19 protein-coding genes are annotated in these 21,286 nt (G+C 43.7%); 14 read left to right on the top strand and 5 right to left on the bottom strand.

Annotated features, from left to right (window positions below):
* Positions 1 to 204 precede the first annotated feature (204 nt).
* The gene (locus ACTUJY_RS19025) at positions 205 to 2,493 is read left to right on the top strand and encodes a putative bifunctional diguanylate cyclase/phosphodiesterase (protein ID WP_463617720.1); all 2,289 of its coding nucleotides are present in this window, start codon (positions 205 to 207) and stop codon (positions 2,491 to 2,493) included.
* Between the two features lie 170 nt (positions 2,494 to 2,663).
* On the opposite strand, the gene ACTUJY_RS19030 is transcribed toward ACTUJY_RS19025, so the two are convergent.
* Both ACTUJY_RS19030 and ACTUJY_RS19035 read right to left on the bottom strand, forming a co-directional pair.
* On the bottom strand, positions 2,664 to 3,650 hold the full coding sequence (locus ACTUJY_RS19030; RefSeq protein ID WP_463617721.1) for a YhdH/YhfP family quinone oxidoreductase: 987 nt from the start codon (positions 3,648 to 3,650) through the stop codon (positions 2,664 to 2,666).
* Positions 3,651 to 3,736: 86 nt separating this feature from the next.
* Complete coding sequence (locus tag ACTUJY_RS19035) at positions 3,737 to 4,360, bottom strand: alpha-ketoglutarate-dependent dioxygenase AlkB family protein (RefSeq protein ID WP_463617722.1); 624 nt, start codon at positions 4,358 to 4,360, stop codon at positions 3,737 to 3,739.
* 66 nt (positions 4,361 to 4,426) lie between these two features.
* Between ACTUJY_RS19035 and ACTUJY_RS19040 the strand changes: the two genes are divergently transcribed.
* The 4 genes from ACTUJY_RS19040 to ACTUJY_RS19055 all read left to right on the top strand — a co-directional run bounded on the left by ACTUJY_RS19040 (position 4,427) and on the right by ACTUJY_RS19055 (position 8,672).
* Positions 4,427 to 4,942, top strand: coding sequence for a TlpA disulfide reductase family protein (locus tag ACTUJY_RS19040; RefSeq protein WP_463617723.1), 516 nt, complete (start codon positions 4,427 to 4,429; stop codon positions 4,940 to 4,942).
* Between the two features lie 182 nt (positions 4,943 to 5,124).
* Positions 5,125 to 6,660 (top strand): peptide MFS transporter, encoded by a 1,536-nt coding sequence (locus tag ACTUJY_RS19045; protein ID WP_463617724.1) that lies wholly within the window; start codon positions 5,125 to 5,127, stop codon positions 6,658 to 6,660.
* A gap of 97 nt (positions 6,661 to 6,757) precedes the next feature.
* On the top strand, positions 6,758 to 8,134 hold the full coding sequence (locus ACTUJY_RS19050) for a YfcC family protein (RefSeq protein WP_463617725.1): 1,377 nt from the start codon (positions 6,758 to 6,760) through the stop codon (positions 8,132 to 8,134).
* Positions 8,135 to 8,249: 115 nt separating this feature from the next.
* Positions 8,250 to 8,672, top strand: coding sequence for a CBS domain-containing protein (locus tag ACTUJY_RS19055; protein ID WP_463617726.1), 423 nt, complete (start codon positions 8,250 to 8,252; stop codon positions 8,670 to 8,672).
* Positions 8,673 to 8,883: 211 nt separating this feature from the next.
* On the opposite strand, the gene ACTUJY_RS19060 is transcribed toward ACTUJY_RS19055, so the two are convergent.
* Positions 8,884 to 10,977, bottom strand: a complete 2,094-nt coding sequence (locus ACTUJY_RS19060; RefSeq protein ID WP_463617727.1) for a M13 family metallopeptidase — start codon at positions 10,975 to 10,977, stop codon at positions 8,884 to 8,886.
* Positions 10,978 to 11,185: 208 nt separating this feature from the next.
* Here ACTUJY_RS19060 and uspE point away from each other — a divergent pair, with 208 nt between their 5' ends.
* Together uspE and ACTUJY_RS19070 are read left to right on the top strand one after the other, a co-directional pair.
* Positions 11,186 to 12,106 carry a universal stress protein UspE gene (gene uspE, locus ACTUJY_RS19065; RefSeq protein ID WP_463617728.1) on the top strand — a complete coding sequence of 307 codons (921 nt, stop codon included), beginning with the start codon at positions 11,186 to 11,188 and terminating at the stop codon, positions 12,104 to 12,106.
* A gap of 29 nt (positions 12,107 to 12,135) precedes the next feature.
* Positions 12,136 to 13,092 (top strand): universal stress protein, encoded by a 957-nt coding sequence (locus ACTUJY_RS19070; RefSeq protein WP_463617729.1) that lies wholly within the window; start codon positions 12,136 to 12,138, stop codon positions 13,090 to 13,092.
* 159 nt (positions 13,093 to 13,251) lie between these two features.
* Here the strand turns inward: ACTUJY_RS19070 and udk are convergent, their stop codons facing one another.
* On the bottom strand, positions 13,252 to 13,884 hold the full coding sequence (udk, locus tag ACTUJY_RS19075; protein ID WP_463617730.1) for a uridine kinase: 633 nt from the start codon (positions 13,882 to 13,884) through the stop codon (positions 13,252 to 13,254).
* 215 nt (positions 13,885 to 14,099) lie between these two features.
* Between udk and ACTUJY_RS19080 the strand changes: the two genes are divergently transcribed.
* Positions 14,100 to 15,998 (top strand): endonuclease, encoded by a 1,899-nt coding sequence (locus tag ACTUJY_RS19080; RefSeq protein WP_463617731.1) that lies wholly within the window; start codon positions 14,100 to 14,102, stop codon positions 15,996 to 15,998.
* 528 nt (positions 15,999 to 16,526) lie between these two features.
* Here the strand turns inward: ACTUJY_RS19080 and ACTUJY_RS19085 are convergent.
* Positions 16,527 to 16,655, bottom strand: coding sequence for a transposase domain-containing protein (locus ACTUJY_RS19085; RefSeq protein ID WP_463617739.1), 129 nt, complete (start codon positions 16,653 to 16,655; stop codon positions 16,527 to 16,529).
* Positions 16,656 to 16,804: 149 nt separating this feature from the next.
* Between ACTUJY_RS19085 and ACTUJY_RS19090 the strand changes: the two genes are divergently transcribed.
* From ACTUJY_RS19090 to ACTUJY_RS19115, 6 genes are all read left to right on the top strand, one after another.
* A complete protein-coding gene (locus tag ACTUJY_RS19090) occupies positions 16,805 to 17,164 on the top strand; it encodes a transposase (RefSeq protein ID WP_463617732.1) in 360 nt (119 codons plus the stop codon).
* Between the two features lie 124 nt (positions 17,165 to 17,288).
* Positions 17,289 to 18,269: a transposase gene (locus ACTUJY_RS19095; RefSeq protein ID WP_463617733.1), complete on the top strand. Its 981-nt coding sequence runs from the start codon at positions 17,289 to 17,291 to the stop codon at positions 18,267 to 18,269.
* Between the two features lie 302 nt (positions 18,270 to 18,571).
* Complete coding sequence (locus tag ACTUJY_RS19100; protein ID WP_463617734.1) at positions 18,572 to 18,772, top strand: helix-turn-helix transcriptional regulator; 201 nt, start codon at positions 18,572 to 18,574, stop codon at positions 18,770 to 18,772.
* A gap of 25 nt (positions 18,773 to 18,797) precedes the next feature.
* A complete protein-coding gene (locus ACTUJY_RS19105; RefSeq protein WP_463617735.1) occupies positions 18,798 to 19,325 on the top strand; it encodes a DUF669 domain-containing protein in 528 nt (175 codons plus the stop codon).
* A 49-nt stretch (positions 19,326 to 19,374) separates the two neighbouring features.
* The gene (locus ACTUJY_RS19110) at positions 19,375 to 21,069 is read left to right on the top strand and encodes a DEAD/DEAH box helicase family protein (protein ID WP_463617736.1); all 1,695 of its coding nucleotides are present in this window, start codon (positions 19,375 to 19,377) and stop codon (positions 21,067 to 21,069) included.
* Positions 21,063 to 21,286, top strand: a 224-nt coding sequence (locus ACTUJY_RS19115; protein ID WP_463617737.1) for a hypothetical protein, incomplete at its 3' end; no start/stop codon positions are given. The genes ACTUJY_RS19110 and ACTUJY_RS19115, both read left to right, overlap by 7 nt.

Here is a 21,286-nt window from a genome sequence, read left to right on the forward strand (position 1 = left end):
TGTCTTTCAGAAGCACACCGATCCACAACAAAATTAAAACGTTGTATAACAGGTAATATTACCGGTAAGGTAAAAGACTTGTCACGGTTAAAAACTGCAGATGGGTTTAGGTATACTAGAGTGTGATTATCTTTCATATATCAGCACTGGTGATAAATGAAAGATAATCACACTCAAGAACGCAAATGTAATAAGAGAACAACAATGACCACTGAAACAACAAGCACCAAGGATAGGGTAAACCACTTAAGATTTCGGGATTACATTTTATATTGGGGAGTCGTATTTTTTTCACCGGCAACATTGGCTTTACAGGACACACCCTCTTTAGTTCAAAACAATAACTCACGTCTTTTTCTCATCATTGTGATAACGATTGGCAGTGCCGTGATCGCTTACAGCTATTATCGCCACCGATTGCACAGACGCTCGTTACAGCAACTGAAACAATCGCAAGAGCAACTGCATTGGGCACTTTGGGGAAGTGGTGACGGCCTTTGGGACTGGAATATTGTCGACGGTACCGTTAACCGGCAAGGTATGCCAGAAATGCTTGGTTACTCGGCTGAAGAGTTTGAAAGTACGACTGCCCAACTATTGCAGTTAATGCACCCCGATGATACTCAACGCGTCTCTAAAGAAGTCGAGCAGCACCTAGCAGGCTCAAGCTCTCACTTTGAGGCCGAGTATCGGGTTTTATCCAAAGACGGCAGTTGGCGCTGGATTTTAGATAAGGGCAAAGTGGTTTCGCGTGATGCAAAAGGTCAAGCATTGCGGGCAGCGGGCACACAAACCGATATTACAGCACGTAAAAGAGCAGAAGAAGAACTTCGCTTAGCTGCCGAAGTGATCCAGAGTATGAATGAAGTGGTCGTATTGACCGATCAGGACTTACGCATTCGACTGGTGAATCACGCATTCATCCGCTTAATGGGTAAGTCTGAAGCAGACGTATTAGAACAACCGATACAACGCTTTTTTTCCGATCGCCATGATCGTACATTTTACCAACAATTGCTAAGTCAACTGCATAATAACCACTACTGGCAAGGGGAACTTTGGCAAAAATGCGCCAATGGTCAAGAAAGATTAACGCGCATGGAAGTAAAGCGCATTGAGCAATTTAAAAAAGAACGAGAATACTATGTGGTTATTTTTTCCGATATCACAGAAAAAAAACGTTCAGAAGACAAACTGATTTACCTCGCCAATTACGACACGCTGACCGGATTACCCAATCGAGCACTATTTCACAAACGATTGAGCGATGCGATACAGTCGAAGCCACAAAAAGATTTTGGTTTGATTTGTGTAGACGTTGATCACTTCAAGCACATCAACGACTCGTTAGGTCATGGCATTGGTGATCAGCTACTGCAACGAGTCGCACTTATGTTAAAGCAACAACTGCCTACCGGTAACGGAACCGTGGCTCGATTGGCCGGTGATGAGTTTACTTTACTGCTGCCAGGCATAATCGAAAAAAAGGCTTTAGTCAAACTGGCCAACAACATCTTGCAAGCTTTTACTCAACCTATTTTAGTAGAGCAACATGAAATTACCATCAGTCCGAGTATCGGCATCAGTCGATTTCCACTCGACGGACAAGATTCGATAACCTTGTTACGTAATGCCGAAAGTGCTTTGCATTTTGCAAAATCGCGTGGTCGTCGCAACTATCAATTTTACAACCGTGATATTCAATCACAAACACTGCGCAAATTAACTGTGGGTAATCAGTTACGTCGCGCTTTACAGCGTAATGAACTGGAATTGGTGTATCAACCTAAATTAAATGTTCACGACCAAAAATTAACGGGAATGGAAGCATTATTACGATGGCACAACACCAGCCTCGGTGATATTGAGCCTGACGAATTTATTGCCATTGCTGAAGAAACGGGCCAAGTTAACGAAATTGGATTATGGGTATTAAAAGAAGCCTGTAAACAAGCGCGAACCTGGATGTTACACAACCATCAAATTCCCGTTTCCGTTAATATTTCTACGCGTCAATTTCAACAACGCAATTTATACAAAACCATAGCCAATGTTCTGGCCGAATATCAGCTTCCACCGCACTTACTAGAACTGGAAATCACAGAAACCATGTTGCTTGAAGATCCAGATTCCGCCATTACCACACTCTCACAATTGAAACAGATGGGAGTACGTATTGCAGTGGATGATTTTGGAACGGGTTATTCGTCATTAAGCTACTTGAAGAAGTTACCTATCGATTCGCTAAAAATCGATAAGTGTTTTGTAAAAGACTTGCCGCTCGATAAGGATGACGAAGCCATTACCCACGCCATCATTTCATTGGCGAAAAACTTGAAATTAAGTGTTATCGCAGAAGGTGTGGAAAACAAAGCACAACTTAATTTTTTAATGCAAGCAGGTTGCGAGCAAGTACAAGGTTACTTGATCGCTCAACCCATGACGGCACCACAGAGTACATTATTTTGTGTTGAGAACAGTTCTAAGTTCTAAGTTCTAAGTTCTAAGTTCTAAGTTCTAAGTTCTAAGTTCTAAGTTCTAAGTTCTAAGTTCTAAGTTCTAAAATGAATGTTGTTCACAACTCTGCCATATCAACTTTATTTCTCATTTTCTTATTACTTAGTGCTTAGTACTTATCATTTAGCGCTTAGTGCTTCAACCTTTCACTGACAATTAACAACCACTCGGCCGTAACGTTTTCGATCCAGTATTTCATCGAACACATTGGAAACATCTTTTAATGCCACTTCATCGGTAATGATATTCTCCAACACCGATGGTTTCCATTCCGCACCGAGCTTTTTCCAAATGTCTTTGCGTAACGGCATCGCGCAGTTCGTGGAGCTCACACCTAATACGCTTACACCACGCAAAATAAATGGAAACACCGTAGTTTTCAGTTGATGACTGCTGGCCAAACCAATACTCGCCACGTTCCCCCACAAATTAACGTGCGCAATCAATTGCGCCAATAAATCGCCTCCAACGTTATCGACTACACCTCCGAATCGCCCTTGTTCCAAGGCTTTTGATCCAAGGTTAAGTTCTTCAACATTCATCACCTGTTGCGCTCCTAAACTTTGTAGAAAGTTATAGTAAGTTTCGCGACCCGATAAGGCGATCACATCAAAACCTTGTGATGAAAGAATATTCACAGCAATACTACCCACGCCACCTGAGGCACCGGTTACTACTATTGGTCCTTTATCAGGCGATTGATTATTTTCCAACATACGATGTAAAGCTAAAGCCGCGGTAAAACCAGCCGTACCCAATGCCATGGCGAGTCGCGCATCCAACCCTTCTGGCATTGGGATAACAAACTCTTTTTTAACTCGTGCAAATTGTGCCAGTCCACCATCAAACTGTTCACCGATCCCACAACCATTGACCAAAACCCTTTGTCCAGGAACGAATTCTGTTGAATTGCTGCTAACCACTTCACCGGCTAAGTCAATGCCCGCATTGAGCGGAAACTGTTTGAGAATTCTTCCGCGCCCGGTTGCTGCCAATGCATCTTTATAATTGATACTGGAATAATGCACTTTAATCACGACATCACCGGCGGTTAATTCATCTATCTCCATTTCTAATAGTTTGTGTTGAACATGATTACCTTCACTGAATACGCGACACGCTAAAAAGCTCATGATGACATTCCTGAATGTTGAAATTTTTGAAACTCTAAATGCAAACGGCAATAACTACAAGATATACCCGAAGCGATTGAGTATAATCAAACCGTTCCCGACTTTACCAAACGATAGGTTAAATTGATCCTCGGTTCGCTAATTTTACGCTGCCTCGGCACCTGATGTTGCCAGCAACGCTGAAACACACCTCGCATGATCAACAAACTGCCATGCATTAACTTAATTCGTTTGCGGGATTTATGATCACTTTTTAATCGATAATCAAAGTTTCGTTCAGCCCCTAACGAAATAGAAGCGATGATAGGATGCTCGCCCAATTCCGGTTCATCATCACTGTGCCAGCCCATCGCATCGTTTCCATCACGATAAAGGTTTCCCAATACACTGTTCAACGTAAACTGAAAATCGCGACTCAACTGGTTTCGAATTTCAACAAGCAATGGATGCCAGGGTAAAGGTTGATGCAGTACACCCGAATATCGATAAGCGGCATCAGAATCACCATACCAAGAAACCATTCGAGGCACCGCTACTTGTTTACCATACATCTTAATTTTTTCAGTTTGCCAATCGAGTTCCGTTAAAAGCGTTTGAAAGTATTCATCTGCCGTGTTGACGCCTAACCAATCCGGTACACACTGGAGTTGTTCGTCTTCCAATGTCAACAATGACGGTGTGCTATACAAGTTTTGAAACAAATCTGGCATAAGATTATTTTTGAACTTGAACAAATGAATTTATACTCAACCCAGTTTAACTCATCAAATTGGCCTATGACTTCATTAAAATCGGTTCTATTTGCCACGCTTATTGTATTTATCAGTTTCCCGCTGCTCGGAGAAGAGCAAAAGTCGAAAGCGCTTCCTTTTGCGAAACCCTTTTCCATAGAAACCTTGGAAGGCGAGCAGTTTCAGCTTGCTGATTATAAAGACCAAGCGGTATTAATTGTCTTTTGGGCGACTTGGTGCCCTTATTGTAAAAAGCTGTTGCCGGGTATTGAACGATTGCATAAAAAATACGCTGAGCAAGGGCTTAAGGTGATCGCCATTACGATCATGGAAGACGGTGATCCGGAAGCTTATATGAGAAGATACGGATACACCTTCACCGTTGGGCTGGATGGCGATCACTTAATGAACGATTATTTTGTTCCCGGAACACCCACCCTAGCCGTTTTAACTCATAACAATCAATGGCATGCGCATTTACGTACGTCCGACCCGAACAGTGTTGAGCTGGAAAATGCCATTCGAGGTGCTATGAAACAATCTCCTCTTTCCGAAAAATAGCTTAACAGCTCCGATTTGCTGCGAGTTTTGTTAAATTTTCACGTATCTCGGGCAAATACATAAAATGCCAACTGAGTCAATCTTGTTTGCCCCCGGAGATCGGGTTATAAAGGTTCGTTTAGGGGCAGACGCTGCTATTGCAGCGCACAAATACAAGACTATTTTTCGGGAGAAAATCATACATGACGACTTCGCAAAGAGACGATGACGTAATTCCAGACGCGGGAGGTGCAGCTGTGAAAAGAGGACTGGCAGAAGGTGTTCCATCCGATGAGTTTATGGGACACCCCAAAGGGCTGTGGATGCTTTTTTCATCCGAGTTTTGGGAAAGGTTTAGTTACTATGGCATGAGAGCCATACTTGCCCCCTATGTCGCAATGGCATTTTTCGAACACATGGGGAAAGACGCCGAAGCTCAAGCCAGCTTAACGTACGGCGGATACACATCGATGGTTTATATGACGGGTATTTTAGGTGGATACGTCGCCGATAAAATCCTCGGCTATCAACGCTCAATAATGTTAGGCGGCGCGATGATGGCAGCCGGCCTATTTATGCTTTTGACACCCGACTTAACGATATTCTTACTTGGCCTAGCTGTCATGGTCGTCGGTAATGGCCTGTTTAAACCAAACATTTCAACCATGGTTGGAAAACTGTACGCTCCTGGTGATGCACGTCGTGATTCTGGGTTTACGATTTTTTACATGGGTATTAATGCAGGTGCCTTTATCGCTCCAATCGTCTGTGGTACTTGGATCGGTGCTTTGTACGGTTACAAATGGGGTTTCTTCACCGCTGGAATAGGCATGATTTTCGGAATTATGGTCTTCCAACTGCTTAAACATTGGTTAGGCGAAGTTGGTAAAAAACCCAAAGATCGAAATGCTAAAAAGTCGCTTATGCAAGTATTATTTGGTGCTGCAGTACTGATTGCACCGGTCTACATTTTATTAAGCCGCAGCGAAGTTTTAGGGTTTATTTTAAGTATTATGATGCTCGGTTTGGCTGGGTACTTTGTTTACAGTGGTATTAAAAGCGGAAAAAAAGAACAACTGCATCGCTATATTGCCATGTTGATTTTGTTTTTAGCCAATATGTTCTTCTGGGCACTCTTTGAGCAAGCGGGCTCATCTTTAAACTTTTTCGCACGCGACTACGTGAATATGCCTGGCGGCATTGACTTTACAGTCTTCCAATCTGCGAACCCAATTTTCATCATTTTGTTAGCGCCTATTTTCGCTATGCTCTGGCCAAAACTTGAAAAGTGGAATATGAACCCATCCATTCCTCGTAAATTTGCTTTTGGCTTGTTGGGTGTGGGTGTTGGCTTTTACGCCCTCGTTTTTGCCATACAATTTATGCAAGGTGAAAACGGCCGTGTCCCTTGGGAAATGTTAGCACTGTGTTACCTGATCCATACTATGGGAGAGCTTTGCCTATCCCCAATTGGTCTTTCTATGGTCACTAAATTGGCATTACCAAAAGAAACCGGACTGGCAATGGGAGGTTGGTTCTTATCCATTGCGACTGCGAACTACGTTGCTGGCCGTATTGCAGCGATCGCAGCTGGTGGCGGTGGTCATGGTGAAGCCGCGGGTTCTATCGAAGGTTACTTTACCGTTTTCAACCAACTATTCTGGGGAGGACTGATCATTGCAGTCATCTTTTTCTTCGTTGCGCCTTTCATCAATAAGCTGATGCATGGTGTTAAATAATTGATGGTGAATTAAAAAACCCGGCAATTTTGCCGGGTTTTTTGTTATTAAAATGAGATAAAATAATCCCACTTAACGATCATTAAGACTAATAAAAATGAAATCTTTTAAAGTTCCTCATACGCTCGTACTTCTTTTTTCAATGATGGTGTTTGCTTATATCCTGACCTGGATTTTACCTTCCGGTAGTTTTGAAATGGCCAAAAGCGCCAACGGACACGAAGTGGTTGTGCCAGGTACCTACCAAGAGTTAGAAGAGCAAAAACACTTACCGGTTTGGAATCTATTTACCGTAATACCTCGAGCCTTGGGTGAAGCACAAGGCATTATCTTTTTCTTATTTTTAATCGGTGGCTCGCTTGCCGTTTTGCGCTCAACCGGTGCGATAGATGCCATTCTAGGAAAAGTTCTCAACCGATTTGCTCATCGCCCCGCCCTCCTGCTCTTTATGAGTATGTTTGCGTTTATGATTGGCTCAACCTCAATTGGAATGGCGGAAGAATATATTCCGCTCGTTTTAATATTAATCTCGCTTTGTGTCGCTTTAAAAATGGACACCGTTTCTGCCGTAGGCTCAATGGTCATTGGCTATGGCATTGGCTATGGTACAGCCATATTAAATCCCTTTACGGTATTGGTCGCACAAGGTGTTGCTGAAGTCACTCCGACGTCTGGTTGGGAATTTAGGCTCGCATTATTTATTCCCTTTCTAATGATAGGCTTTCACCACTTATGGAAGTACGCGTCAAAAGTACAAAACGACCCTAAAGAAAGTCTAGTGTACGATGTTCCTGAAGCTCAGCCTCCACAACCCAGCGAATACCCCGTTCTAAATGGAAAAAGAAAAACAATACTTTGGGTAACATTAACCGCTTTAGTGTTGATGGTGGTCGGTATTGCCAAGTACCACTGGTATTTTGTTGAGCTCGGGGCCATCTTTTTTGTGTTAGCCATTTTAACCACACTCATCAGTGGCCAAAAATTTGATGATGCCGCAAAAACCTTTACCGTTGGAGCTTCCGAATTAACGGGAACGGCTCTTTTAATTGGCTTTGCTCGAAGTATTGAGCTGATATTAAGCGATGCTCAAGTGCTACATACCGTTGTGAATGGACTTGCCATTCCACTGACTCACGTTGGCGCCGAGCTCTCTGCAATCGGCATGTTAGTCATTCAAAGCATTCTCAACTTTTTTATTCCATCCGGATCAGGACAAGCTTACGTCACCATGCCCATCATGGCGCCAATCTCCGATATTGTCGGCGTTTCAAGACAAGTCGCGGTTCTCGCTTATCAAATGGGTGATGGTTTTATGAATATGGTTGTACCTACCAATGCCGTACTCATGGGAATTCTTGGTATGTGCGGCATTCCTTACAATAAATGGTTTCGCTTTATTGGGCCTTTAATTTTAAAGTTATTTGTCGCTGGCTCATTGGCGCTTGTTATTGCTGTACTTATTGGCTATCAATAACCGCTTTTTCCGCCCGCTCCTCAGCGGGCGAAAAGACTCATGCATCGCCTTTTAGTTTGTATTAAAGCGGTCTAAAAACTATAAATAAAGGAGCTATTACGAATACGGAGATCTCATGTACCTAGTCGCCGACTTTATGACGCCCGACCCAATCTGCCTGAAAGATAACAACAGTTTGCATAAAGGCAGAACCACCATGAAAAAATACGGCATTCGCCATATCCCTATTATTTATGCGGATAGCGGCAACTTTGCCGGCATACTGACACAAAAAGTTGTACTGTCTAATGCCATCTCAATAATCAATACCCAAGGACTGGAGCACCTGGATAATGCGGAAAAATCACTTTCTATCGAAAAGGTTATGGATACCGACGTTGTCACGGTGGAAACCGATACTCCACTGCTAGAAGCCGCCCGCTTTTTTAAAGCCAACCGTCATGGCTGTCTTGCGGTATTGGATGAGTTTAAAGTGGTCGGCGTTTTAACTTCAGGCGATTTTGTGAAATTCGCAATTCAAATTTTAGATGACGAATAATTCGAGTTGCGAGTTGCGAGTTGCGAGTTGCGAGTTGCGAGTTGCGAGTTGCGAGTTGCGAGTTGCGAGTTGCGAGTTGCGAGTTGCGAGTTGCGAGTTGCGAGTTGCGAGTTGCGAGTTGCGAGAAATGATAAACTTTCACTTCTCACAGTCAATAGGAACTTAACAGCTTTAACTCGAAACGAGCAACCCGCAACTCGTAGCAGAGTTACTACCAGATTTTCACGCGCTGCTCTGCAGGTAAGAAAAGTGCGTCGCCTTCTTTCACATCGAAAGCCGAAACAAACTCTGGCATATTACGCAATACTCCGTTTGCTCGATATTCACTGGGTGAATGAGGATCCACGTTTATTCTGCGTTTTAACTCAGCGTCTCGATATTTGCGAGCCCAAACCTGCGCCCAGCCGATAAAGAATCGTTGATCGCCGGTAAAGCCATCAAGCACCGGTGCTTCTTTACCCTTCTTTGACAATTGATACGCTTTATAGGCAATGGTCATACCGCCCAAGTCTCCAATATTTTCACCTAAGGTGAAGGTGCCATTCACGTGAACACCTGGTAACGGTTCAAACTCATCGTATTGTTTAGCCAAAGCAGAGGTTCGCTTTTTAAATTCAGCTTTGTCTTGCGCTGTCCACCAATCACGTAAAACACCGTCTCCGTCGTAAGACGCACCTTGATCGTCAAATCCGTGCCCCATCTCATGGCCTATCACCGCTCCAATACCGCCATAATTCACCGCATCATCCGCTTCCATATCAAAAAAGGGCGGTTGCAAAATAGCCGCAGGAAATACAATTTCATTCATCACCGGGTTGTAATAGGCATTCACCGTTTGTGGTGTCATAAACCACTCATCGCGGTCAATGGGCTTACCAAGCTTGTCACGTTCCACATTGAAGTTAAACTCTCGAGCGGCCATGAAATTTTCCAGCAATTTTCCGGGCTCAATAGTCAGTGCCGAGTAATCGCGCCATTTATCCGGGTAACCGATTTTCGGTCGGAACTTGCTGAGCTTATCCAATGCTTGTTGTTTAGTTTCTTCGCCCATCCACTCCAATCCAAGAATGCCCTGGCGATACGCTTCACGCAGATTTTCAACCAACTCCAACATGCGTGCCTTAGCTTCTGGCTTAAAGTGTTTGGCCACGTACACTTTGCCTACCACCTCACCAAGTAGACTATCGACTGCATCTACGCCTCGCTTCCATCGAGGTAATTGTTCCGGGGTGCCTTGTAATGTTTTTCCGTAGAAAGCAAAGTTCTCTTCATCGAGTGCCTGACTCATCAAGCTCGCATTACCGGTTAGCAAATGCCAAGTTAAATACGTTTTCCAGGCTTGGAGTGAAGTATCAACAATCACTTGATTCAAAGCGTTCAAATAGGTCGGTTGGCGTACAATTAAATGCGTTTGATTGGTTATCCCCAGAGCCGCGAAATAGGCTGACCAGTCAATTGCTTTTGCCAGCTCATCCAGCTTGGTAATGTCATGTTTATTGTAGGTTTTTACACTGTCTCGATTGGCTTCTTTGTCCCAATGGCCGCTAGCAATCGCGGTTTCCAATGCCATTATGTCTTTCGCAGCTAGCTCTCCGTTGGGTAACTCCGCCAACGAGAACATCGTCGCAATATGCTTCATATATTCATTACGAATATTTTCCGAGCTTTCGTCTTCACCGAAATAATAGTCACGGTTGGGTAATCCAAGTCCAGACTGCGTTAAATAAAGGATATATTGAGTGGGTTCCTTAGCATCATTATTAACGTATAACCCGAATGGTGCATCGGCCCCTCGCTTAGGAACCATAGCGAAATATTCCACCAATTGCTTTTTATTCTTAATGGCGTCGATTTCTTGCAAATAAGGTTTTAAGGGATCTATACCACGTTTGTTCAAAGTGTCGATATCAAGCACATTGTTATATAAATCACCGACTTTCTGCTCGTTAGACCCTTTTTCTAGGTTTTTAGCCGATGCTGATTCTTCAATAATCGCTCGTAAGTCTTCTTGAGCCTTGTCTGCTAAGGCACTAAAAGTGCCGTAATTTGACCGATCAGCGGGAATTTCAGTTTTTGCTAACCAACGACCATTAACAAATCGATAAAAATCATCTTGTGGACGAACCGACTTGTCAAAGTTTTCCAGAGTCACACCCGATTTCACCAACGGTTGCTGACTTGCCGCTTCAGGCTTAGGTGGCTTGCCAGAAGTTGCAGCTTGGTGTGACTGAGTGTCTTCGGTTTGCTGACCACAACCCGTTAACACAGTCAGCGCCACTGACGCAGCCAAAAGTTTTAGTCTCATAAATACCCCAACTTATTGATTTATTTAGAAATAGTGCTAAACGAAGGCCGTGCTTCGAAATATTCAGGCAGAATTATATCGGACCTTAGTATTCGTGTGCGCGCTATCTTGTAAAAGTTTGTAGAAATCGATTCAAGCGACCACCCGGTCAGAGTGAACTATATTTAATTGAACAGCACAACCCTACGTTGTTGAGAGAGAATGTCTTATGAAAAGTCCACACACTATTCTGGTCGTGATCAGTGAAAACAAACCACTGCAACCGGCTTTAGAACGCGCCAAAGTGTTTGCGCGCCAAGGTAACATTAACATCACTTTGTTCAGCAGTGTATACGAACCCGCACTGGAGTTAACCGCAATTCTTGCACCCGATGAAAGAAAAATGTTACGAGAACAATACCTGAGTGAACGCGAAAGTTACCTGGCCGAATTACAAGACAAGCATCAGAGCCCAAACATCAATTACACCCTACAAGTGGTGTGGCACAAAAAAATTGCCCAAGCAGCGGAGGAGTACTGCCAAGAACACTCAATCGACTTAACCATAAAAGAAATTGGTGACGATGCGCAGTCGAGCAATCCTTTTGTTATGCCAACCGACTGGCATCTGCTGCGTTACTGCGTCTCACCTCTGTTACTGGTGCGCGACACTGAGTGGAATGAAAACTCCGCTGTTTTAGCAGCGGTCTGCCCAACGACCGACTGCCCGTACCATCAAAAACTCAACCATACGGTATTAGAATACACACGACTGTTATCGGACCTTTTGCACTGCGAAGCGCATGTTGTTAATTCGCATGTAAGCCCTTCGTTACAGGCCCCTATCGATTTTGCAAACATCGACTTAGAAGCCCTACGACGTAAAGTAACGCAATTTCACGTTGAGAAAATGCAGGAGTTAATTGCTCAACATCCGTTTGGAGAGCAGCATACTCATGTGGTTGAAGGCCTCGCAGAAGAAAAGATTCCTGAAACAGCAGAAAAAATAAATGCGCAATTGGTGGTTATTGGCACCGTAGGTCGAAAAGGGTTGAATGCCGCATTCATGGGAAACACAGCAGAACGTGTTTTATCTCAGTTGAAATGTGAAATATTGGCTTTAAAACCCGAAAACTTTGAAACCGAGTAAACCCACTCGGGTTATTTAAGGAGAATTCAATGGCAAACTTGCGCGTTTTAGTTGACATCGATCCTACTGAGCGAGACACGTCACTGCCCAATAAATTAAGGCAGCTTGCCAACAAAAATACCTTAGAGGTAACGCTCTTTATTTGTGATTATCATGGCTCGATGACGTCAAACTTATTGTTGCATCCCGAAAGCCTAAGTAAAGCCATTGACCATATTAAAAATGAACATAGAGAAAGACTCCAAAAGCTTGCCGAACAATTTCCCCATAAAAATATCACTTATACCACTCAAGTCGAATGGCATAAGCCCTACTATGAGGGTATTCTAAAAGCAGCGGAAAACCTACAAGTCGATTTGATCTTAAAAGATGCAAAACCTCACAGCCTGATTCAACAATTACTGTTCACTCCCAGTGACTACCAGCTGCTCAAGTCGAGTGAAATACCATTGTTACTTTCGAAAGGAAAAAGCTGGGATGATGCAAAATGCGTTATGGCCGCCGTTGATCCGGCGCACCAGTTAAGTCAAGAAAGTCATTTAGATGATATTATTATACAGCAAGCAAAAGAGCTCGCAGACAGCCTTGAACTACCGTTAAACGTTTGTCATGTGTTTGATCCAACCGGTTGGGAAGTTGTGATGAACAGCTCTGCATCCACTGGTGTTATGGGACAATTTGTTGTGATCGATAACCCCGACGATCATCATGCTTTGTTAAAAAAAATTCGTGAACAACACAAAACGCAATTGAGTACTTTACAAGAATGTCACCAGCTAGAAGATAAGCAAGTAAATCAGTTAGAGGGGTTTCCCGAAGAGGAGCTGGAAAAAGCCGCGCAAGAGTTTAATGCGGCTTTAATCGTAGTCGGAACAACGTATCGTTCGGGCCTGCTAGGCAGTACGGCAGAAAAACTGTTAGAGCACGTATCCTGCGATATTGTCGCTGTTAAACCCGGTGATTTTTCCGCGTTGGATACACATTAAGGCAATTGCAAACTGTATTTAGTAGGATGTGGTTGTAACCCATCAGAAACAATCCCCGGGTTCATCTGAGCAACTAAGTTTCAAGTTTTTTTCTTGCCCATCGCTCGAGCGATGGGCGCGCATGTTCCGGCGCTCCCACGCTGGTTTTACGCCCATAAATCAAAGTTGACTTCGCAGCTCACTCAATCTTGCATGAGCTGTAACCGATGCCAACATTTGGTCCATCGCCACATTACCATCCACAACCAAATCCGCACGGCTGTTATTGTTCGCAATAAACTGCGTAAACATGGGTCGCACCGACGCCATATACTGCTCTATTACAGCTTCGGCAGTTCGCGCCCTTTCAACCATATCTCGCTTAATTCGTCTCGCTAAACAAATATCTAACGGTGTTTCTACGTATATTTTAAGATCAAAATGAGACAGTAATTCGGTTCTGGTCAGTACGTGAATACCTTCCACTATTAAAACCGGTACCGGTTGCAATGGTTTCGACTCATTGAGCCGAGTGTGTGTTTTATAGCAATAGGTTGGTACATCAATGGAAGCGCCTTGTTTTAACTGAGATAGGTGCTCCGCCAACAAAGAATGTTCGAAAGAGTCAGGGTGATCGAAATTAATCAACGCTCGCTCTTCAATCGTTAAGTGATCCTGAGGCCTATAATAATTATCTTCCGATAAAACCTTACAGAACGAATGCTGGTACTGTTGGTTAAACCAATCGCATAACTGTTCTGCCAATGTTGTTTTACCCGACGCCGAACCGCCGTTCACTGCTATCACTAACATTACATTTGCCAAAATACAGGGTTAAAAAAACCGGGCGATCATACCACAGTGCCAATGTCGACTGAACCGGATATCGGCAGTAGTTTCGATTATTTTTTATACACGCAAAAACAATCTCAAAAATGTGAAAAATCACTTGTCATATTTTTGTAACACGGTACTTTTACACTCTCGTAATTTTGCTATACATCAAGACATCATCTCCCGAGGTTCGTGTGATATCCATTAGAAATCCCCTAAGTTCTAGCCACTTACTCCCAATAGCCGCCGTATTCACCAGCATTAGTTATGCAGAAATACCAGCGGGCTACTACGACAGCGCCGATACCTCTTCACCACAAGCATTACGGCAGTCTCTGCACCTAATCATCGATAACCACACGCGCTTTCCCTATACCTCAAGTACAACAGATACTTGGGACATCTTAGAGCAAGCCGATCAAGACCCGACCAATACAAACAACATTTTGGATGTATACAGAAACTCATCACACGCCAAACAAGGTGGCGGTAACAACTTATATAATCGCGAGCACAGTTGGCCCAAATCTTACGGGTTTCCCGATAACGACTACCAAACTCCTAGCAACTACCCTTTTACGGATACTCATCACTTATTTCTTTCCGATGGAAACTACAATACCGCACGAGGTAATAAACCCTATGATTACTGCATAAGCAATTGTACGGAATACACAACGGAGATTAATAACGGTCGCGGTGGTGTGGACTCAAACTGGACGGCTGGAGAATACACCGAAGGACAATGGGAAACCTGGAACGGTCGTAAAGGCGATGTTGCTCGCGCTATGTTTTATATGGCCATTCGTTACGAAGGCGGTCATCATGAAATAAGCGAATACTCAGAACCCGACTTACGCTTAACCGACGACCGCGAATTAATCGCGCAGTACAACACTGGTGAAAATGAAGCGTTCGGTTATATGGGTATCAAATCGGTGTTATTGGAGTGGCATCGAAACGATCCGGTCGATGATGACGAACGTGCGCGCAATGATGTGATTTACACTTACCAAGGCAATCGAAATCCTTTTATCGATCATCCAGAATACGTTGAGTGTGTGTTCGAACTGGATTGTGCATCACTCGGAGGCGCTGTCGGTGATGACACAGCACCCGCACAGCCCATCGGATTAAGCGCAAACAGTACCGAAGTCAGTGTGACTTTAAACTGGACAGCAAACACTGAAAGTGACGTCAGTGGTTACCACATTTATCGTCGTAACGATGGCAGCAGTTCTTTCGCTCGTATCAGCAACGAACTGGTAACCGGTAACAGTTTTACCGATTTGAAAGTTACAACCGGCAACACTTATCACTATCACATAACGGCCGTTGACACATCCAGCAATGAGTCGGATGCCAGTACGTCTATAAACATCACGGCTCAAGACAGCACCGCCCCCTCAGCGCCAACAAACTTAATGGCAACCGGCGGTAACGAACAAGTTTCACTAGCTTGGGATGCGAACAGTGAAACCGACATCGCAGGTTACCGAATTTATCGAAGTGATGATAACGGACAAAACTATCTTTGGGTTAACCAAAATGCGCTGGTTACCGATACCCATTTTGTCGATTCCGGTTTGCTTCATTCCACTGAGTATAGGTACTACATTACAGCAGTTGACAATAACGAAAATGCCTCTGAAGCCAGTGCAGTAGTAACGGCAACAACGTTAGCCGATTCGCAAGTACCGGTGGCACCTACGAATATTTCTGCAACCGCGCAAGGTGAAAATATTGTAATTAACTGGAATGCCAATAGTGAAAATGATCTGGCTGGTTATAACTTGTATCGCTCAACAAGCGGCGGTTCCGCTTCAAAAATTAACGGTGCACTGCTCACCTCTACTCAGTTTACCGACTCTAATGTAACGGCAGATACCGATTACATTTATTACCTTACTGCGGTTGACACTGCGGGTAATGAGTCGGATGCCAGTGCGGCGGTCACAGCGAAAGTAGAAAGCAATACGGGTGGAAATAACGGTGATGGTAATACCGATGCTGGAAGCAGTGGCGGCGGTAGCTTGTATTTTCTTTTGTCTTTGCTTGGATTGTTAAGTGTTCGCTCACGCCAGAGTATTTAACTGCTTTTTAAATTGGGTACCGCTACTTAACGGTACCCAATTTCAGATTTTAATAAATTACCTTCAAGCTCTACCACTCATCGTATATCCAACCATTTAACTTAATCGATTCAAACACAACTCGAAATTTACAAAGTATTCTATCGACTCACTATACCTCTGAATACCGTTTGACAGGTTATCCAATTGTTCAACACTTCAAACAAAATGTATTAAGCGGTAGTCAAAGCAATACTCAATGTTTTATGTTTTTAAAAAGGTATTTTTGTTGACTTAACTCTTCACCTCGAATGCCCATCTCATTATTTTGAGTTGTGAATATCACATCTTAATTCCTACCTACTTTTTCAATTTCGAGATATCCCACTTAGTAAAAAACAATCTAAACCATTAGAATCGAATCTCAATATATCCCGAGTAAATCTTTTTAACAGCCAATCTCAGACACCATTCACTCTCATATCAACATTCTGCCAGGCAATACCCATAAAAAAATAATCGTAAGCGTCTAACCAAACACACGCTTGACTACTGAGTCAGCTCAACGTTCCAAGGCATCAAGTACTCAATATTGTCCGGTGACTTAGGCAGCTCTTCGAGTAGGAACGTGATGTAAAAGAATGGCGTTAATCCGTTTGCTTTAGCAGTTTCGATAATGGAATAGAGAACCGCACTGGTCTTGGCACAACGACTTCTTCAGGACACCCACAGCTTAAAACCAATAATCACAGATTTCACCTTGACCAACAAGTGCAAATTGATTAAGTTACGTTCAGGACTTAAGTGAATTATACGGACATAACACCATGACACGCGCTAGAAATACGCTCATCGATTTAAATCAAACCACCTATTATCATTGCATCGCCCGTTGTGTTCGACGCGCTTTTCTCTGCGGAGAGGACTCCGTTACCGGTAAGAGCTTTGAACACCGCAAAAACTGGGTGGTGGAACGGTTAAACTATCTGGCCAAAACCTTCGCCATTGAAGTGGCCAGTTATACGGTTATGTCCAATCATTATCACGTTGTTCTACGTGTCGATGTTGAAAAGGCAAGGGATTGGAGTGAAGCCAACGTTGTTCGCCGCTGGAAACGCGTTTGTAAAATTCCACTTCTCGTACCACAGCTTAAGGACACCCACAGCTTAAGGACACCCACAGCTTAAGGACACCCACAGCTTAAGGACACCCACAGCTTAAAACCAATAATCACAGATTTCACCTTGACCAACAAGTGCAAATTGATTAAGTTACGTTCAGGACTTAAGTGAATTATACGGACATAACACCATGACACGCGCTAGAAATACGCTCATCGATTTAAATCAAACCACCTATTATCATTGCATCGCCCGTTGTGTTCGACGCGCTTTTCTATGCGGAGTGGACTCCGTTACCGGTAAGAGCTTTGAACTCCGTAAAAACTGGGTGGTGGAACGGTTGGACTATCTGGCGAAAACCTTCGCCATTGAAGTGGCCAGTTATGCGGTTATGTCCAATCATTATCACGTTGTTCTACGTGTCGATGTTGAAAAAGCAAGAGATTGGAGTGATGCCAACGTTGTTCGTCGCTGGAAGCGCGTTTGTAACATTCCACTTCTCGTACAGCGGTATCTAAAAGAAGAAACCACACTCGCCCTATCTAAAATGGCTCAGGACATCATCGAAAACTGGCGTCAAAGACTGATGGATATTTCCTGGTTTATGCGGTTGTTAAATGAGCACTTGGCTCGCGAAGCGAATAAGGAAGACAACTGTACTGGTAGATTCTGGGAAGGCAGGTTCAAGTCACAAGCGTTACTTGACGAGGCCGCTGTTTTAACCGCCATGGCTTATGTTGATTTAAATCCCATTCGTGCCGATATGGCAAAAACACCAGAAAAATCGGACTTCACTTCCATTCAGCAACGCATCAAACAAAAGAAGAGCCAGCCGCTTAAAAACAAAGTAAAGCTTATGCCACTCACACAATCGAAGCACCCAGTGCATCAACATGGCTTTTCATTTTCAACTCAAGATTATTTTGATTTGGTCGATACCACCGGTCGTATTATCCGAGACGACAAACGCGGTTATATTCCAAGCAACTTGCCTCCCATTTTAGAACGTCTCAATCTCGAGCCTGACGGCTTCTTAAAGCTGATGCGCCGTAAAGATGACATTGCCGGTTTAAATGTTGTGGGCTCACCTTCTTCCTTAACACACTACATCGAAAGCATTGAACAGAAGTTTATTAAGGGCATTGGGATTAGCCGTAAGCTTTACACCTGACATAAAATACAAAAAGAGCACTCAATAAGTTCCTTCAGTTAAGCGCTGATGATTACTCGCGCCCGTGCCCTAAAAAACCATCCGCTTTTCAAATAATTCCACCTAGAAACTCTTGAAGTTTACGCAATATCATTCCATTTTCAAAAAGCACCTAAGGAAATAACCTATTACCTTTTTCGGAACTTTTGGTTTTAACTTTTGGGTGTCCCGATGTTGTTGTTTTAATTTACCCGCTGAAATGCCGCTCGATTTTAAGGAATTATTTAACGGCATTCGTCATTTCTATCAACAGGTACAACCTCATGAAGCTGCATGACGATCAAAAAGTGATGTTCTCAACAAAAGAGGCTGCGCATTACCTTGGATACACCGAGGCGTACTTAAGAAAAATGCGATCACGACATCCCGAAAGAAGTCCGCCTTATGTAAAGCTCAATTCCCATAGGATCCGATATCGCTTGTCCGATCTCGAAGCATACATTCAAGCGCGATTGATCAATTGAGAAAGAAACCAAAAGGAAAAGACCTATGAATAATTTTGTGAACCAAGATTTAGTGATTGGTGATCTCGATACCATCGACGTGGCCAAACCCTTTGATTTGATCCCCAATGGTGATCAACCCCTGCAAGCTGTCAATGTTAAGTTAGAAGACATTGCCAATGGCAAAATGTTTATTGTGGAATTTGAAGTGGTAAGTGGCGAATACAAAGGCCGTAAGATCTGGACCAACTTTGTGGTACAACACCCAAACAGCGACGCCGTGCGGATCTCATTGGAAAAAATTAAAGCCTGGCTCATTGCTTGTCACATGCCATCGCAAGGCTCGTTAAAAACCAGTCAAGTGCATGCGTTAGAAGGCAAAGAGTTTATCGGCCGTGTCGGTAAAGAAGTGGACAAATCCGGCCGCTACCCTGATAAAAACATCATCTTTGGATTTAAACCTTTGCCCAAAGAAATGTCATCACAATCAACACAACAACCCCTAAACGTTCCACAGCCACATATCACGCAAGCACAAACCCATTCTGGCGCAATGCCTAACTTTTTAAGCTGATCCCTTGCCGCCTTCGGGCGGCGCACACTTGAGCGTCCAATAAGCCTCTATGCAATTACGTGATTATCAACAACAAGCGATTGATGCCTTGTTTACTTACTGGCGTCAACATCCGGGTAAAAATCCTGTGATAGTACTCCCAACAGCCGCGGGTAAAACGGTTGTCTTCTCCGCGTTGTTAGAAATAATTTTAAAGCTCAAACCCAGTGCTCGCATTTTAGTATTGGCGCATCGAAAAGAACTCATTCAACAAGCCGAGAAAAAACTATTAACGGTTTTTCCGGAATGTCCGCTCGGTGTGTATTGCGCGAAGCTTAAACGAAAAGAAATTGCTCAAGTGACCATCGCCAGTCGCGACAGTTTGAAAAACATCGTTCACAACGTCGAAAAGTTTGATTTGGTTCTTATCGATGAGGCGCACAACGCCGGACCGAAAGACGAATCCGCGTACAAAAAAATCATTCAGGCATTACGTTTAATCAATCCTAAAGTGAACGTCACTGGGTTTACTGCCACACCCTACCGGATGAACGATGGATTAATTTACGGTGAGGATAGCGCCACAGTTTTTGATGGTGTCGCCTTTAAAATGAACATCAAGCAATTAATGGAACATGGTTATTTAGTTCCAATCACTGCCAAACCGGTTAATGATTTAGGTAAACCCAATCTCAAAGGTTTAGGTGGCAGCAACGATTTTCCGAAAACTTTATTAGAGCAACGTGTGAACCAATACCCACAAGTGGTGGCGGCACTTCTCGAATGGGAACGCATCGCGCTTAAAGCTCAGAAACGCAAACTCTCATTGTTTTTTGCGGTATCCATTAAACACGCCGAATTAATCTCTCAGGTCGCCACTGAAATGGGCTACAACGTCCCAGTCATTCACGGTGATATGGACGATGACGAACGTGAACGACTGATTGAAGCAGCTCACAATTTAACAGTCGATGGCTTAGTGAATGTTGGAGTGTTAACCGAGGGCACGGACATTCCGCCCATTGATTGCATTGTGATGATGCGCCCGACCAAATCACTTGGCTTGTTCATTCAAATGGTGGGACGCGGCGCTCGCCTCTCTCCAGAAACGGGCAAAGTCGATTGCTTGTTATTGGATTTTGGCGGATGTTTGGAACGCTTCGGCCCCATCGATTGCGCAACTCCACCGGAAAAAGGACAAACCATCAAGCGTGTTAAAGCATGTGAAAATTGTCAGGAGTTGGTCAGTCTATACGCGATTAAATGCAAGTTTTGCAGCTTTCAATTTCAACCCCAGCCGGTTCGTATTTGTCCAAACTGCGAGCATGAAAACGCGCCTAGCTCAACACATTGCAGCGCTTGTGATTTGATTTTCGTGACTCACTCTTTCACTGCGCAATCTGGAGCGGTTTTAAGCAGCCAAGGCAAACCCGAATACTTTCAGGTGGCGCGAACCTATTTACACAAAATCAAAGATGGAAACCGCGCTTATTTGCAGTTGGCGTTTCAGTCTCTCGATGGAATGAAAATCGCCTACAAAAGTTTTTATTTTGGTTACCGAGGGGCTGCAGGACGAACCGCACAAAGGGATTGGAATGCACTCACCCTTCCCGGCATTAAAACGCCAAAAACTGCACAACATGCCATCGAGCTTTTTAACACTCGTCCAATTTTAAAACCGATTGACGGAGTGACTGTTGATCCGTTTTTACCACACAAAGCCGCCATTGAAATCATCTGTAAACACGAGGAACGTTTATGTTAAGTACCGAAACTCAAGCATTGCGCGAACGACTCAACAATGTAACTGTTGCACCCAATCAGAATAAAACAATAGACACGAACCATCGTGATGCAGTGAATGATCGACCAACCACAAAAGCCTTACTGGACGCAGCAGAACGCCAAGCAGTACGAGAAAGCCCCTTACGCGGCCATTTAGGATTCTCAGAAATTGGTGAAGAAGACACGCGCACCTTATG

Source organism: Pleionea sp. WD8-19, from assembly GCF_055326765.1.